Genomic DNA, 15,424 nt, shown 5'->3' with positions numbered 1-15,424 from the left:
AATCAGGACTATCTAAAAACCGAGAAGGTGGCGCTATGTATGACAATCTAAAAAGCCTGGGCATTACCAATCCCGATGATATCGATCGCTATAGCCTGCGTCAGGAAGCAAACAACGACATCCTAAAGATCTATTTTCGTAAAGATAAAGGCGAGTTTTTCGCTAAAAGCGTGAAGTTCAAATACCCGCGCCAGCGCAAGACCGTCGTGGCAGACAATTCTGGACAGGGCTACAAAGAGATCAACGAGATCAGCCCAAATCTGCGCTATGTGATTGATGAATTAGACAAGATCTGCCAGCAGGAACAGGTTGAAGTCGATCTGAAGCGCAAAATCCTTGACGATCTGCGTCATCTGGAAAGCGTGGTTTCCAACAAAATTACCGAAATCGAAGCGGATTTAGAGAAGCTGACCACCAAGAATCGCTAAGCGCGATTATCTCAACAAGCCGCAAACGAAAACGGGAGCACGATAGGCTCCCGTTTCTCATTTCAGCACAGCATCACTGCGCGTCAACCAAATCAGCCCATGCTTCAACCCACGGGCATGAAATCACTTCAGGCTCAGGGTGTTCGACGGCATCAACGTCCAACACATCGCCCAGGCGTTTAGCCCCGATGTCCTGCAATAAGGCATCGAAAAGATGGCCACCCGCACAGAAATTCGGGTAACTGCTGTCACCCAGCGCAATCACGCCATAGCGCAGCGCGGGCTGGTAACCGCCTTTTTCACGCAGGGCGGCATAAAGCGGAACAATAGAATCAGGTAACTGGCCTTGTCCCGTCGTCGACGTGACAACTAAAACTGTATGTTCGCGGTAGTCCAACCAGGATTCCAGCGTCGCATCTTCAAAGACCTTAACCTCGTGGCCACGGTCCTTGAGAATATTTTCGGCTTCTTCGGCCACCAGCAATGCATTCCCGTAGACCGTACCAACAAAAATACCAATCTGCGCCATGCTTCTGACTCCCTTTTTAATTCAATATATTTAATTAAAAGTAATACGCCAGATATTACCCGACGGAATGCTCGCTATCCTGACCTGAGTCGGCAGGAAACTCAACCCCTTCAAACTCAGGGAGAATCCCCTGCCAGCCAAACTGTGTCATCACACCCTGCCACGGCGCATCCCAACGCGCCTGCAACGTCAATGGCTGTCCGCTCACCGGATGATTCAGCTGCAACTCGCTGGCATGCAGCATGAGCCTGCCGCAGGAGAAGTGCGTCTCCATACCGCGATTGTGTCGCAAGTCACCGTGCGCGGTATCGCCAATAATCGGATGGTGGATATGTGACATATGGCGGCGGAGTTGGTGCTTGCGTCCGGTCTGTGGCTTCAGTTCCATCAGACTGTAGCGTGCCGTTGGGTAACGGCCGATGGCAACTGGCATCTCGACCTGCGCTAAAGAACGGTAATGCGTGACAGCAGGCTGCGGCGCCTTATCAGGATTGGTAAATTTGTCGGCAATCTTGTCCAGCTCTTCAGTGAGCGCATAATCGATCACGCCGTCATCCAGCACATAGCCCCGTACAACGGCATGATACATTTTCTGCATCTGGTGTGATTCAAACTGCTGGGATAACGCACGCGCGACATCGCTGGACAGCGCGAGCAGCAACACGCCGGATGTTGGCCTATCGAGACGATGAACGGTATACACATGCTGGCCGATCTGATCGCGCACAGTCTGCATCACCACGACTTTTTCTTTGCGATCCAGCCAGCTACGATGGACTAACCAGCCACTGGGTTTATTGACGGCAACCAGATGCTCATCCTGATAAATAATCTCAAGCATCGTGCGCTGCGCCATCCTGTGCATCCGGGCGGAACAGCTCATCAAGCTGCCCGATACGCAACAGAACCGCCGCCGTCTCTTCTGGCGCCCCTTCCAGTGCTTCTTCAAAATAAGGCAGCAAGACCAGTTCAGCGGGCAGTGCGAGCTCGCTATCCAATAAGGCATGCATGCGCGGCAAAAAGACCCACTGCAACCACTCTTCGGGTTTCATGGTATCGAGGCTGAAGGGCTCCGTGCTGTTAAACGCCTCCTCTTCCGGCGGGACGACCTGCCAGAAAGGGCTTTCCCTCAACGCGCGCTCAATATCGAATAATGACTGACGAACCTGGTTCTCTCTACTCATGCGGTTTCTCGCCCTTGACGCCAACAGTAATGGCGGCAAAGCATAGCACTGATATCAGCCTGACCCAATCGTCGCATTTTGGCTATACGCTATCGATGATAACCCCTGAACCCAATCGTCACAGGCAAAAAATTGGGGGTACTGATTGCTCAGTACCCCCGGTTCGTTTTATAGCTATCCCGCTACACATTTGCATCCCTGCTCATCCGTGAAAACTTTTCCTTTTTGGTCGTCCTAACCCACAATCCTTGCTGGCGTCCCACTTTCGTCCTGACGTGTCCATCCTGTATCTTCCGTGATTCAATCCCTTTAGGCTCCTGCCCCACCGATATTCCTAATCGGCTCTCGGTCTCCTTCCTGGAGGTGTCCCTGATTTCATCCTGAAACCATGTTTCTTCCTGAAAACCGTTCTTCTTCCTGAAAACAACGCTTCTTCCTGAAGCTACTGTTTCTTCCTAAAACAGTGTTTATCCTTAAAACAGCGTTTCTTCCTAAAACAATGCCTCTTCCTGAAACAATGTTTCTTCCTGAAAACAACCCGAGTGCAGTAACGTTATTTTGTTACCTATAGTAACTGTTACACACACTGTAACCGGTTACTAACTTAAGTAATAAGATGTATTAATTGTCAGCTTTCAGCAAGGGGTAATTGACAGTGTTTCTCAACACCCCATAAGTGACACTGCAGATTTTTGTTATAATTAACTAATTAATAATGAAAAAATTAAAATGAAACATATTTTCAACATTAAAGATAAGACATTTCTTACAGAGAATGTAAGAGATCTCTCACAAGGCAGAAAGTGAAATTCGATTAACCATTAGATCGCTAACGGATTAAGGCCAGAAAGAAACATCGCCAGCGTTGGAGCTAAGGTCTGACGTTTTTTGGTGCCGAATTCTTCCAGGATGATTTCCCCGGAAACATTACACAGCGACACCATCGTCAGCTCCGAATCGGTCGTCGCTAAAAACAGCGTCGGCGTGAGCTTAAGGCGCTTCTGCGTTAATAAATGACCAATCAGATTCTCCTGCATCCGGGTGAAATCCTCTTCACTCCACACCTGCAACAGTTGGCACGATAGCGAATCAAACTGCGCCGCCATATCCCCGGCATACTGCGCGGTGTAAAAAGCATGAACGTCAGGATGCAGGCTGATTTCCAAAGCACGTTCCACACCATCCAATGCGGCTAAAGGCACAAAAGGCTGTGGCAACCAGTGAACCGTATCGTCATGATTTTCGACAATACACGGGGAAGGTATACCGTAAAGGGCTTCACTGGCAGGCAAATGCCCCTTTTCCTGCTGCCAACAAGCAACATAGCGCTGGGTAAACGCCGCCAGTGCTGAAACAACCTCATGTTCCATAATTTTTCTCATCACTCTTTTAGTCAGGTTACACTATTCGCCATCACGCTTATCACATCAAGGTAACAGCATGTCCGTCTATGACAAGCATCAGGCCCTGAGCGGGCTGACACTGGGCAAACCCACTCCCTATCACGACCGCTATGATGCCGCACTTCTGCAACCAGTGCCACGTAGCCTGAACCGCGATCCACTCGGCATTTATCCTGACAGCCTGCCTTTTCATGGCGCGGATATCTGGACGCTCTATGAGCTTTCTTGGCTGAACAATCGCGGCGTGCCTCAGGTGGCCGTGGGTGAAATGCATCTCAATGCGGAAAGCCTGAATCTGATTGAATCAAAAAGTTTTAAGCTGTATCTAAACAGCTTTAATCAGACGGCATTCGACAGTTGGGAAAACGTACGCGCCACGTTAGCCAAGGATCTGGCGCACTGCGCACAGGGGGATGTCAGCATCACGCTGTTCAAACTCAGCGAGCTTGAAGGCCAGCCGCTAGCGGGATTCACTGGCGATTGCATCGACGACCAAGACATCCAGATCGACAGCTACGACTTCAACGCCGACTATCTGGCGACCAACGAACAGGACGCGCCAGTCGTTGAAGAGACGCTGGTCAGCCACCTGCTGAAATCCAACTGTTTGATCACCCATCAGCCTGACTGGGGCTCGGTACAGATTCACTATCGCGGCAAGCGTATCAACCGTGAAGCGCTGCTGCGCTATATTGTCTCGTTTCGTCATCATAACGAATTTCACGAACAGTGTGTGGAACGAATTTTTAACGACATCATGCGCTACTACCAGCCGGAAAAACTCAGCGTGTATGCCCGCTATACCCGACGCGGCGGGCTGGACATCAACCCGTGGCGCAGCAACACCTCGTTTAATGCACCCAATGGCCGTCTGCCGCGCCAATAACTGACCGATAAGTCGCAGGCTTGCACGGTAATATGCGTAGCGTCACGCAAATGGGTTCTAAGACTTCTGCCAACATTGGAAAAAATGATGGCAGCGCGTTAAGGTGGTGTGCCAGACAACAGAAGATCCATAACGTCTGAACGGTGCTCAAGTAGGTTTCATTTAGGCTCGCGGTATTTAACGCATGCGCGTTCCGCGTCGTGTCTTAAATGAATGACATTCGTGCCGTGCTGCTGAAACGTCGAGCGTGTAACAACGGAACGTGCTCTCGGCAGCCAGCATGGCATCGCGAATTATATTGCGTTTCAAGGAGCAAAATTGATTACACATATCAGCCCATTGGGATCGATGGATTTGTTATCGCAGTTGGAAGTGGACATGCTGAAAAGCACAGCCAGCAGCGATCTCTACCGTTTGTTTCGCAACTGTTCCCTCGCCGTACTGAATTCCGGTAGCCAGACAGATAACAGCAAAGAGTTGCTATCTCGTTATGAAGATTTTGATATCAACGTGCTGCGCCGCGAGCGCGGCGTCAAACTGGAATTGGTGAATCCGCCGGAAGACGCCTTCGTTGACGGCAACATCATTCGAGCCTTGCAGGCTAACCTGTTCGCCGTATTGCGCGACATTCTGTTCGTCAACGGCCAAATCGCCAGCGCGGGTCGCTACCAGAACCTAAATCTGGAAAATTCCGCCCATATCACCAATCTGGTGTTCTCTATCCTGCGTAATGCCAGAGCGCTCCACGTCGGGGAAGAACCGAACATGGTGGTCTGTTGGGGCGGCCATTCGATTAATGAAATCGAATACCAGTATGGCCGCAAGGTAGGCAGTCAACTCGGTCTGCGTGAACTGAATATCTGCACAGGCTGCGGTCCGGGCGCGATGGAAGCGCCAATGAAAGGTGCCGCCGTCGGTCATGCGCAGCAGCGCTATAAAGAAGGGCGCTTCATCGGCATGACTGAACCGTCCATCATTGCCGCTGAACCACCGAATCCGCTGGTCAATGAACTGATTATCATGCCGGATATCGAAAAGCGTCTGGAAGCCTTTGTCCGTATCGGACATGGCATCATTATTTTCCCCGGCGGGGTCGGAACGGCGGAAGAGTTCCTCTATCTGCTCGGCATCATGATGAACCCAGAAAACAGCGAGCAGGTGCTGCCGATTATCCTGACCGGGCCGGAGGAAAGTGCAGACTATTTCCGCGTGCTGGACGAATTCATTGTTAGCACACTGGGCCGTCAGGCGCGTCGTTACTACTCGATCATCATTAATGACGCCGCGGAAGTCGCCCGTCAGATGAAGAAAGCGATGCCGCAGGTGAAAGAAAGCCGCCGCCACACGGGCGATGCCTACAGCTTTAACTGGTCACTGCGCATCGCACCCGATCTGCAACTGCCGTTTGAGCCGACACATGAAAATATGGCCGACCTCAATCTGCACCCGAATCAGCCGGCTGAAGAGCTGGCTGCCGCGCTGCGCCGGGCGTTCTCCGGCATTGTGGCCGGCAACGTGAAGGAAGTCGGTATTCAGGCGATTGAGCAACGTGGGCCGTACAAAATTCACGGCGACCCGCAGATGATGAAAAGCATGGATACGCTGCTACAGGGCTTTGTCGCCCAGCAGCGCATGAAGCTGCCCGGCAGCGCCTATATTCCCTGCTACGAAATCTGCTCATAACGGTTCGCCGATCGGTCGTACCTATGTGGGGAAGCCCAGCTTCCCCCCTCTTATCACATCAGGAATTACGCGATGCCCGTCCATTTGCTGATTGTCGACGCGCTCAATCTGATACGTCGTATTCATGCGGTACAAGGTTCGCCCTGTATCACGGCATGCCAACATGCGCTGCATCAGCTCATACAGCACAGCCAGCCTACGCACGTGGTCGCCGTCTTTGATGATGAAGATCGCGATACCAGTTGGCGTCACCAACTCCTGCCGGACTACAAGGCGGGACGCACGCCAATGCCGGATAACCTGAAACAAGAACTCCCGCAGATTAAAGCGGCGTTTGCCGCCGTTGGCGTAGCAAGCTGGCATAGTCCCGGCAATGAAGCTGACGATCTGGCGGCTACGCTGGCCGCCAAGCTGTCATCCGCAGGTCATCAGGCAACGATCGTGTCGACTGACAAAGGGTATTGCCAGCTATTGGCACCACACATTCAGATCAGGGATTACTTTCAGAAACGCTGGCTGGATCTGCCGTTTATCGAACAGGAATTTGGTGTGTCACCGCAGCAACTGACAGATTACTGGGGGCTGGCAGGCATTAGCAGCAGTAAGATTGCGGGCGTCGCAGGAATCGGCCCTAAAAGTGCCGCACAGCTTTTGCAACAGGCGGGGAGCCTAGAGGCGTTATATCAGCAGTTGGATGCCGTACCGGAGAAGTGGCGTAAGAAGCTGGAACAGCATAAAGACATGGCGCTGATCAGTCGTCAGGTTGCGACGCTGCGTACCGATTTAACGCTTAATGGCAATCTGCAACAGTTGAGGCTACCGGTGCAGAATAGCGCTCAGCCGCATTCTCACTAGCAGATAAATACGGATGCGTACCTGAGTGACCTCAGATACGCACCCGCTCGAGACTATCGCTCGTCGCGACGGCCGGGCACCGCGCTCCAGAAACGACGAACATGCACCGTGATCTCCTCGCGGTCATGGTACAAATGCTTGGCATGCACTTCAGCATTAATCCCATTTTCGCTCAGGCGCTCACGCAGCACGGCCAGATTCTGCGACACTTCTTCATAGCGCTTCTTCATCGGCAACTTCAGGTTAAATATCGCTTCACGACACCAGCCCTTGATTAGCCAATCACTCATCAGGCTGGTGACTTTCGCGGGCTTCTCCACCATATCGCACACCAGCCAATACACGTTATTACGCGGTACTTCGAAGCGGAAGCCATCCGCCTGATGGTGCATCACCTGTCCGGTGTCCATCAGACTCGGTGCCATTGGGCCGTTGTCTACCGCATAAACCATCATGCTGCGTTTAACCAGTTGGTAAGTCCAGCCGCCGGGGCAGGCACCTAAATCCACCGCGTACATGCCGCTGCCCAGACGCTCATCCCATTCGTCCGCAGGAATGAAGACATGAAACGCTTCTTCCAGCTTAAGTGTCGAACGGCTTGGTGCATCGGAAGGGAACTTGAGGCGTGGGATCCCCATATAAAACGGTGAGTTGTTATTGCTATAAGAGTAACCGGCATAGCAGCAGCCGGGCGCAATAAACAGCACATGCAGCACCGGACGATCCGCTTTTTCATAACCCAGCAGAATTTTGTGCTCACGTAATGCCGCGCGCAGCGGCACGGTGAATTTGCGGCAGAACTTCATCAGCTCTTTACTTTCATTGGTGTCGGGGACTTCGACGCGCAGATCTCCCGCGCGCTCAATGGCTCCCGTCAGCATACCAACGATTGGAGTGATCCGGTCTTCCGGCGACAGGTCGCGCAGCAGTTCACCACTCACAAACATCTGGCGGGTAAAAATCAGCTCATGAAACGGCAGCGTTTTGACCAGACGTTCGGCATCTTCATGCTGATAGCATTCAAACACAACGTAGCCACTGTTCTCTTTTACCCGCGCGAAGCCAAAGGCATTATGCTCCGTGGCTTTTTCCGTTATTTCCGCCGCACACTCTTTCTCAAACCCAGGGCGGCAATACAAAATGACTTTATTCATGGCGTTTAGCCTTTCTCTTCAGACGCAGTGCGCCAATCAATATTAATATCCACCCCACCAGAAAACAGGCTCCGCCAATCGGCGTCACATAAACCCACAGTTTCAGGTGAGAAAGCGCCAGACAGTACAAACTTCCGCTGAAGAGTACCGTTCCCAACGCCAGAAAAACGCTGCTCCAGTAAAACCACAGATTGGTTCGCTGTTGCATCGCAACCGCCAGCGCTAAAATCGCCAGCGTGTGAAATGCCTGATATTCAAGGCCGGTATGTAGCCAGCCCAGCTCCGTTGCGCCCAGCGTTTTGCTAAGAACGTGAGAGCCAAACGCGCCCAGCGCGACAAAAGTGAAGCCGCTGATAGCAGCAAACACCAGCATGAAACGACTATTCATCGTATTTACCTATAATCGTTGTTGCCTATCATCGTAGCTACCGACATGGGTTATCTACGTGAGTTATTCGGTCATCAATCTTCGACAGCCAGTGACATCATTTCAGCGCGTGCCGTTGTCATAGCGGAAGCGAAATTTTTCCTGTTCGCTGGCTGCCCGCGCCAGAATCCAATGGCGAAAGGCGGCTATTTTACCCAGTTCTGCCTGACTGTCATGACATACCAGATAAAAAGCATTCCGGCTGACCAACACATCGTTAAACGGGCACACCAGTCGCCCAGCTTCGATTTCCGTTTGCGCCATCACATTATTTGCCAGCGCTACGCCCTGCCCGTGAATCGCCGCCTGCAACACCATCGCGCTGTGGCTGAAAATCGGCCCTTGCTGCACGTTAATCTGCACGCCAAGCTGGCGCGTATAGGACAGCCAGTCACGACGTGACGCATCGTGCAACAGCGTATGAGCAACCAGATCGTCCGGCGTTTTTAACGGGTGATTCCCCGTCAGCAATACTGGCGAGCAAACCGGCAACAGATATTCGGCGTACAGCTTTTCAACCCGCAACCCCGGCCAGTTTCCCCGACCATAGAAAATCGCGACATCCACGTCATCCGCCAGACGATCTTCATCGCGATCGACCGCCTGAATACGCACATCAATCCCTGGATAGTCGGAGTTAAAACTCGAAAGGCGCGGCACAAGCCAATGGATAGCAAAGCTAGGCAGCAGGCTAACCGTTAACGCGCCTTTGGCGCTGCGGGATTGCAGTTTACGGGTTGCATCATTCAAAGAGGAGAAGATCTCTTTGATATCAAGATAGTAACTTTGCCCTTCTTCCGTCAGTAGCAGGGAGCGATTACGACGGCGGAATAATTTAAGCCCCAGGAAATCTTCCAGTGACTTAATCTGGTGGCTGACGGCAGCCTGCGTAACAAACAGCTCTTCTGCCGCTTTGGTAAAACTTAAATGGCGAGCCGCCGCATCAAAAACGCGCAATGCGTTGAGCGGTGGGAGACGTTTTGACATGAATGAAATCTTTTGGTTTACGCTAAATCAGCGATTTATCAGGCACATTCGTACCCAATAACGCTTAAGGTGCAGAAAGGCGACAAGCGGAAATCGCCCCAGCCGATCCGCTGTCTGCGCGTTTAAAGCCATCGACAGCGGCCAACCTCTCCACAACGAAAAGATGACGGGTACAACTATTAGTTTTTGTAATCCGAGACATTATAATTTGTCCGTTGAGGATGTACCAGCAAATACCTATATTAGCGCAACTTCCTGGGCCGGAACGAAAAGTGCGGATGGGTGACCTGAGGTGCTTTTGGCTTGTGGTTGTGATGTTGTGTTTGCTATTTGTTTGTCTGCCTTTTGCAGATGTGGTAGCGAGTCTACCCTATTCACTTCCTGTACATTTACCCTGTCTGTCCAAAGTGATTTTTTGTGTAGCACCGCAAATTGCGGTGCTTTTTTTTGCTTACGTTTCACACCTGAATGCCATGACACGCTTATCTAGTATCTGGCACGGCTTAACAGGCAACGTGTGATGATGGGCAAACGGTACTATTTCCCTTTCGCCATTTCTTTCACATTATCACGGTTAATTTGCTGCTGCTGACCGTAGGCATCGGTATAGCTGATCATACCCGTCTCATCATCAACCTTCGGTTTCCCCTCTGCGACGATGGTACGACCGTCATTGGTATGCATGACGTAATTACTGGAACAGGCTGCCAGAGAAAACGCCATCACGATAGCGGCAAAAATAGAAATTTTATTCTTCATAGTTAACCCTCAATAAATTTAAATGTTTTCTAGTTAACCTTATGCATCAGGAAATCCTGAAAATTAACACTTTAAAGCGTAGCAATAGTTGCTTTTTTTTCCATAAAATCGCATTAGGCATAGTCCTAAACTTGTCTCTCTCGACAAAATGGGACAGGATCTGCCCTCCAAAAGAGGATGCACATGACACCGTTTAACCCCGCCACCTTTCGCCAACAGTTCCCCGCTCTCCAGCATTCGACTGTCTATCTTGATAGCGCCGCGACCGCACTGAAGCCGCAGCCCGTCATTGATGTAGTGCAGGCGTTCTATGGCAGCGAGAGTGGTACGGTGCATCGCAGCCAGCATCGCGGCGCGCAGGCGTTAACCCAGCGTTTTGAAGGCGCTCGTGAGCAAATTGCTGCTTTGCTCCACGCAGACGATCCGCGTTCCATTGTCTGGACCAGAGGCACGACGGAAGCGATCAATCTGGTCGCACAGAGCTATGCACGCCCTCGCCTTCAACCGGGCGACGAGATCGTCGTGAGCGAAGCGGAACATCACGCTAACCTCATTCCGTGGCTGATGGTGGCGCAGCAAACGGGCGCGAATATCGTGAAGTTACCGATAGGTGCGGACTTCTTGCCGGATATGGAACAGCTCGCCACGCTGATCACGCCAAAAACCCGCCTGTTGGCGCTAGGGCAGATGTCAAACGTGACAGGCGGCCAGCCCGATCTGGCGCGTGCGATTGCGCTGGCCCATAGTTATGGCGCGGTCGTGATGGTTGACGGCGCGCAGGGCATCGTTCACTGCCCGCCCGATGTACAGGCGCTGGATATCGATTTCTACGCATTTTCCGGACACAAGCTTTATGCACCAACCGGGATCGGCGTGCTGTACGGCAAAACCGCCTTGCTGGAAAGCATGATGCCGTGGCAAGGCGGCGGAAAGATGATGACGCAGGTTTCCTTTGACGGCTTCAAACCGCAGGCGATTCCACAGCGCTTTGAAGCGGGAACACCGCACATTGCCGGCGTGCTTGGCCTGTCTGCGGCACTAGACTGGCTGACCACGCTGGATTGGCACGCAGCAGAGCAGCATAGCCAGCAGTTGGCACAGCTTGCCGAAACGTATTTAGCGCAGTTTCCCGGCTTTCGCAGCTTCCGCAGCCCGCATTCCAGCGTATTGTCCTTTGATATTGCCGATGTCCACCACAGCGATCTGGTGACGCTGCTGGCCGAAAGCGGTATCGCACTGCGCGCTGGACATCACTGTGCGCAGCCGCTGATGGACGCGCTCGGTGTCAGCGGCACGCTGCGCGCCTCGTTTGCCCCGTATAACAACCAACAAGATGTTGCTGCGCTGATCGCTGCGGTGGGCAACGCCCTTGAATTACTGATCGACTAAACCATGACCCAGACAACTGACACCACGCATCCTTTTGGCCACCACACCACTGTCGCCGACCTGCTGGCGCGCTTCGATGCCTGCCGCGCATGGGAAGATCGCTATCGGCAGCTCATTTTGCTGGCAAAGGCATTACCAACGTTGCCCGAGGCGCTGAAAACCGAGGAGATTTCATTATCCGGCTGTGAAAATCGCGTCTGGCTGGGTTATCAACGTCAGGAAGACGGCAGGCTGCATTTCTACGGCGACAGTGACGGGCGCATTGTGCGGGGATTACTAGCGGTGTTGTTAACCGCCGTAGAGGGAGAAACGCCAGAAACGCTATTGCAGCACGATCCGCTGGCGCTGTTCGATAAGCTAGGGCTACGTGCGCAGCTCAGCGCCTCGCGTTCAAGCGGACTAGCGGCGCTGGCCGCCAGAATCAAGGAAATTGCAGAACAAGAGGCGGCGGACAAATAGCGGAATTCACGCTATTTCTGCGCCGCAGGCTGGTATGTCACAAACACTCTGTCACGTCGCAGACGCTCTTTCCCTTTTCGCCATCATCTTCTTCAACGCATGAGAGACCGCAACAAACCCAAAGGTTGCGGTGACCATCGTCGCAGCACCAAAGCCTGACGCACAATCCATACGCATCACCCCATCAGCCGTGCTGCGCGACGCACAAACGGAACCGTCAGGCTGCGGATAAACCAGCGGTTCGCTGGAAAACACACAGTCGATGCCCAGCTTCCCTTTGCTGTTCTTCACCACGTTAAAATCGTGCTTTAACCGCTCGCGCAGCTTGGCAGCCAGCGGATCCTGAATCGTTTTCGCTAGATCGACCACCTCAATGCGGGTCGGATCGATCTGCCCGCCCGCACCGCCAGTTGTCACCACTGGGATCTTATAGCGGCGGCAGTAGGAGAGCAGTGCCGCCTTCGGGCGCACGCTGTCGATGGCATCGATCACATAGCTGAAATTCTGGTCGAGCAGCTCGGCCACGTTTTCCGCGCTGATAAAATCATCCACGCAGGTGACGCGACACTCCGGGTTGATCGCCAGAATACGTTCGGCCATCACTTCCGTCTTCGACTGTCCGGTGTGCTGACGCAGCGCGTGGATCTGCCGGTTGGTGTTACTGACACACACATCATCCATATCGATCAGCGTGATCGCACCGATGCCGGTACGCGCCAGCGCCTCAGCCGCCCAGGAGCCGACGCCACCAATACCAATCACGCAAACGTGAGCCTGAGAAAACAGCGCCAGCGCCTGTTGACCATATAACCGCGCGGTGCCGCCGAAGCGTTGCAAATAGGCTTCGGATAATTGCGTACTCATTCAACCAACCTTACGAAAACAAAGTCACAGGAAAATAAAACCGCGAGAAAAAGCGGCTCAGGATAGCGCTAAACCCGCACGACATCCACCAGACAGCTCATGGCGTTCGGTCCCTGCGTCAGCGGCGACGTGCCGATATCCAGCGTCAGCACATTCGCATTGCCTGATTGTTCAACCGGATGCCACGTTTTCTGGCCGAAGCCGGGCTCAAACCAGGCACCGGTCGACATAATCACCACGCCCGGCGTAACGCCGTCGGTAATCTGTACGCCCGCCAGAATTCGGCCACGCGCATTTCTGACTTCTACCTGCGAGCGGTCGACGATATCTCGCGCCGCGGCATCCTGCGGGTGCATATAAAGCGTCTCTTTTCCTGCGGTCTTATTTGCGGCGACCTGCGGCGTAGCGGCCAGTTGGCTGTGCAAACGGTCGGACGGCTGAATGGAAATAAAGTGCAACGGCCATTCTTCCGTGCTTTTGGCTCCCAGCCATTCAACGGGAGGTTGCCACTCAGGATGCGGCGCAAAATCCGCATAGCCATAGCTGGCGATGGCAGAGCTAAACAGTTCAATTTTACCGCTTGGCGTACTCAGCGCATGCTGCTGCGGATCGCGGCGGAAATCCTCAAAGAACACAAACGGCTTTTCATCCATCGGGATTTCTACATGTCCCTGCTGCCAGAAATCCTCAAATGACGGCCAGCGGTCAGCGGCATCTCGCTGCCTTGAACGGCATTCATCATAAAGATGTTCCAGCCACTGCTGCTCACTACGATTTTGCGTAAACGCGTCGCCATAACCCAGACGCTCCGCCAGTTCGCTGAAAATATCCACGTCATTACGCGCCTGATGCTGCGGCGCAATCGCCTGATGCATGGCAAAGATAAAGCGATCGCGGGATGAGCCGCCGATATCATTACGCTCCAGCGTGGTGGTGACGGGCAGCACGATATCCGCCATCTGCGCTGCTGGCGTCCAGACGATATCCTGCACAATCACCGTATCCGGCTTGCGCCAGCCGTCCACCAGACGGTTCAACTGCTGGTGATGATGGAACGGATTACCGCCTGCCCAGTGAATCAGATGAATATCGGGATAAGTATGGGTTTCCCCCTGAAAGGTATAAGGCGTTCCCGGATGCAGTAGCATATCGGCGATACGTGCCACGGGGATCGCCTTCCCCGCATTCGGGGTTGATGGAGAAGCCGGCGCAGGCGTTGAAATACGCTCGTTGCCGACGCTGTTCATCGAACCGTGGCCAAAGGAGAATCCGCCGCCCGGTAACCCCACCTGCCCCAGCATGGAAGACAGCGCAATCATCATCCAGTAAGGCTGTTCGCCACGGTGGGCGCGCTGCACGGAGTAAGAACAGGTAATAAAACTGCGTACGCCAATCAGCTGCTGCGCCAGACGCCGGATGCGTTCGGCGGGAATGCCCGTGATGCCGCTGGCCCATTCGGGGTTTTCACCACGCCGTCACCGCGACCGTGCAAATAGTCACTCAATTGTTCGTAGCCAACACAGTAGCGTTGCAGGAAATCCTTATCATCAGCGCCCAAGCGCTGAATTTCATAGCCCAGCGCCAACATCAGGGCGACATCGGTATTCGGGCGGATAGGAATCCACTCGGCATTCACAAATTCAGGGCAGTCATCGCGCATCGGGCTGATGTTAATGACCGGAATCCCTTTCGCCACCAGCGCTTCCAGCGCGGGCTTAAGCGTGTGGTGCCCGGCACCGCCGGATGCCACCTGTGCGTTTTTCAGCGCCAGACCGCCAAATGCGAGGAAAATATCACAGTGCTCGGCGACGCTGCGCCATTCGGTAACTTTACCCGTCAGCGGGTGGAAAGTGCCGATCACGTACGGCAGGAAGAACTGCGCCGCGCCCCAGCTGTAATTGCCCTGCTGATCGACCGCGCCGCCGCCAGAGAAATAGAAGCGTCGAACCTGAGAACGCGCATGGTGATAGCGCCCGGCAGAGGACCAACCGTAAGAACCGGCAAACAGGCCGTCCGCACCGTAGCGATCGCGAATACGGCGATTCTCCTGCGCGACCAGATCGAGCGCGACGTCCCAATCCACTTCAACAAAGTCTTCCCGACCACGCAGCGTTCTGTCGCTGTTTTCGCGTTTCTGGAGCCAGGAACGACGCACCGAAGGCCGACGGATACGTCGGTCGGAATACACCAGCGGCACGATGGAATCGAGCATTGCGGACGGTGCCGGATCGTCGGCAAACGGCTCGCAACGAATCAGCTTGCCGTCTTCAACCACAGCGGTAAACGCGCCCCAGTGCGCAAGATGTGGATAACGTTTAATCGCCATGACAACCTCAGAATAATTAATTAGCAGGCTGGATAATAACCTGAATTATCCGTGCTCCCAACAGCAAGAAGAGTGAATAGCTTATGCGTAA

15 protein-coding genes and 1 pseudogene are annotated in these 15,424 nt (G+C 53.4%); 6 read left to right on the top strand and 10 right to left on the bottom strand.

Annotation, left to right across the window (positions count from 1 at the left end):
- Window positions 1–35: 35 nt before the first annotated feature.
- Window positions 36–428 carry a DUF3461 family protein gene (locus tag BJJ97_RS10275; protein ID WP_095993882.1) on the top strand — a complete coding sequence of 131 codons (393 nt, stop codon included), beginning with the start codon at window positions 36–38 and terminating at the stop codon, window positions 426–428.
- A gap of 73 nt (window positions 429–501) precedes the next feature.
- On the opposite strand, the gene BJJ97_RS10270 is transcribed toward BJJ97_RS10275, so the two are convergent.
- From BJJ97_RS10270 to syd, 4 genes are all read right to left on the bottom strand, one after another.
- Window positions 502–957, bottom strand: a complete 456-nt coding sequence (locus BJJ97_RS10270) for a flavodoxin (RefSeq protein WP_095701857.1) — start codon at window positions 955–957, stop codon at window positions 502–504.
- A gap of 55 nt (window positions 958–1,012) precedes the next feature.
- Window positions 1,013–1,798: a tRNA pseudouridine(65) synthase TruC gene (gene truC / locus BJJ97_RS10265; RefSeq protein ID WP_095995353.1), complete on the bottom strand. Its 786-nt coding sequence runs from the start codon at window positions 1,796–1,798 to the stop codon at window positions 1,013–1,015.
- On the bottom strand, window positions 1,791–2,141 hold the full coding sequence (locus tag BJJ97_RS10260) for a YqcC family protein (RefSeq protein WP_095993881.1): 351 nt from the start codon (window positions 2,139–2,141) through the stop codon (window positions 1,791–1,793). Before BJJ97_RS10260 ends, truC begins: the two co-directional genes overlap by 8 nt.
- Before the next feature lie 821 nt (window positions 2,142–2,962).
- Window positions 2,963–3,511: a SecY-interacting protein gene (gene syd, locus BJJ97_RS10255; RefSeq protein ID WP_095993880.1), complete on the bottom strand. Its 549-nt coding sequence runs from the start codon at window positions 3,509–3,511 to the stop codon at window positions 2,963–2,965.
- A 70-nt stretch (window positions 3,512–3,581) separates the two neighbouring features.
- On the opposite strand from syd, the gene queF reads away from it, so the two are divergent.
- The 3 genes from queF (at window position 3,582) to xni (ending at window position 6,968) form a co-directional block, all read left to right on the top strand.
- Window positions 3,582–4,430, top strand: coding sequence for an NADPH-dependent 7-cyano-7-deazaguanine reductase QueF (gene queF / locus BJJ97_RS10250; RefSeq protein WP_095993879.1), 849 nt, complete (start codon window positions 3,582–3,584; stop codon window positions 4,428–4,430).
- 318 nt (window positions 4,431–4,748) lie between these two features.
- A complete protein-coding gene (ppnN, locus tag BJJ97_RS10245; protein ID WP_010284789.1) occupies window positions 4,749–6,113 on the top strand; it encodes a nucleotide 5'-monophosphate nucleosidase PpnN in 1,365 nt (454 codons plus the stop codon).
- A gap of 72 nt (window positions 6,114–6,185) precedes the next feature.
- On the top strand, window positions 6,186–6,968 hold the full coding sequence (gene xni, locus BJJ97_RS10240; protein ID WP_095993878.1) for a flap endonuclease Xni: 783 nt from the start codon (window positions 6,186–6,188) through the stop codon (window positions 6,966–6,968).
- 53 nt (window positions 6,969–7,021) lie between these two features.
- On the opposite strand, the gene rlmM is transcribed toward xni, so the two are convergent.
- The 4 genes from rlmM to BJJ97_RS10220 form a co-directional block, all read right to left on the bottom strand.
- The gene (rlmM, locus tag BJJ97_RS10235; RefSeq protein WP_095993877.1) at window positions 7,022–8,122 is read right to left on the bottom strand and encodes a 23S rRNA (cytidine(2498)-2'-O)-methyltransferase RlmM; all 1,101 of its coding nucleotides are present in this window, start codon (window positions 8,120–8,122) and stop codon (window positions 7,022–7,024) included.
- A complete protein-coding gene (locus tag BJJ97_RS10230; protein WP_010296354.1) occupies window positions 8,115–8,510 on the bottom strand; it encodes a DUF423 domain-containing protein in 396 nt (131 codons plus the stop codon). Before BJJ97_RS10230 ends, rlmM begins: the two co-directional genes overlap by 8 nt.
- Before the next feature lie 102 nt (window positions 8,511–8,612).
- Window positions 8,613–9,536, bottom strand: a complete 924-nt coding sequence (locus BJJ97_RS10225; protein ID WP_039362098.1) for a transcriptional regulator GcvA — start codon at window positions 9,534–9,536, stop codon at window positions 8,613–8,615.
- Between the two features lie 537 nt (window positions 9,537–10,073).
- Window positions 10,074–10,295 (bottom strand): YgdI/YgdR family lipoprotein, encoded by a 222-nt coding sequence (locus BJJ97_RS10220; RefSeq protein WP_005975888.1) that lies wholly within the window; start codon window positions 10,293–10,295, stop codon window positions 10,074–10,076.
- Window positions 10,296–10,478: 183 nt separating this feature from the next.
- On the opposite strand from BJJ97_RS10220, the gene csdA reads away from it, so the two are divergent.
- Window positions 10,479–11,684, top strand: coding sequence for a cysteine desulfurase CsdA (gene csdA, locus BJJ97_RS10215; RefSeq protein ID WP_095993876.1), 1,206 nt, complete (start codon window positions 10,479–10,481; stop codon window positions 11,682–11,684).
- A gap of 3 nt (window positions 11,685–11,687) precedes the next feature.
- Window positions 11,688–12,143 carry a cysteine desulfurase sulfur acceptor subunit CsdE gene (gene csdE / locus BJJ97_RS10210; protein ID WP_095993875.1) on the top strand — a complete coding sequence of 152 codons (456 nt, stop codon included), beginning with the start codon at window positions 11,688–11,690 and terminating at the stop codon, window positions 12,141–12,143.
- A 51-nt stretch (window positions 12,144–12,194) separates the two neighbouring features.
- Here csdE and tcdA read toward each other — a convergent pair whose 3' ends face one another.
- The gene (gene tcdA, locus BJJ97_RS10205) at window positions 12,195–13,007 is read right to left on the bottom strand and encodes a tRNA cyclic N6-threonylcarbamoyladenosine(37) synthase TcdA (protein ID WP_095993874.1); all 813 of its coding nucleotides are present in this window, start codon (window positions 13,005–13,007) and stop codon (window positions 12,195–12,197) included.
- Window positions 13,008–13,075: 68 nt separating this feature from the next.
- Window positions 13,076–15,333: pseudogene (locus BJJ97_RS10200) on the bottom strand (molybdopterin-dependent oxidoreductase).
- Between the last annotated feature and the right edge of the window lie 91 nt (window positions 15,334–15,424).

This window comes from Pectobacterium polaris, assembly GCF_002307355.1.
Lineage (GTDB): Bacteria > Pseudomonadota > Gammaproteobacteria > Enterobacterales > Enterobacteriaceae > Pectobacterium > Pectobacterium polare.
This window is presented reverse-complemented; position numbering and strand designations above follow the sequence as displayed.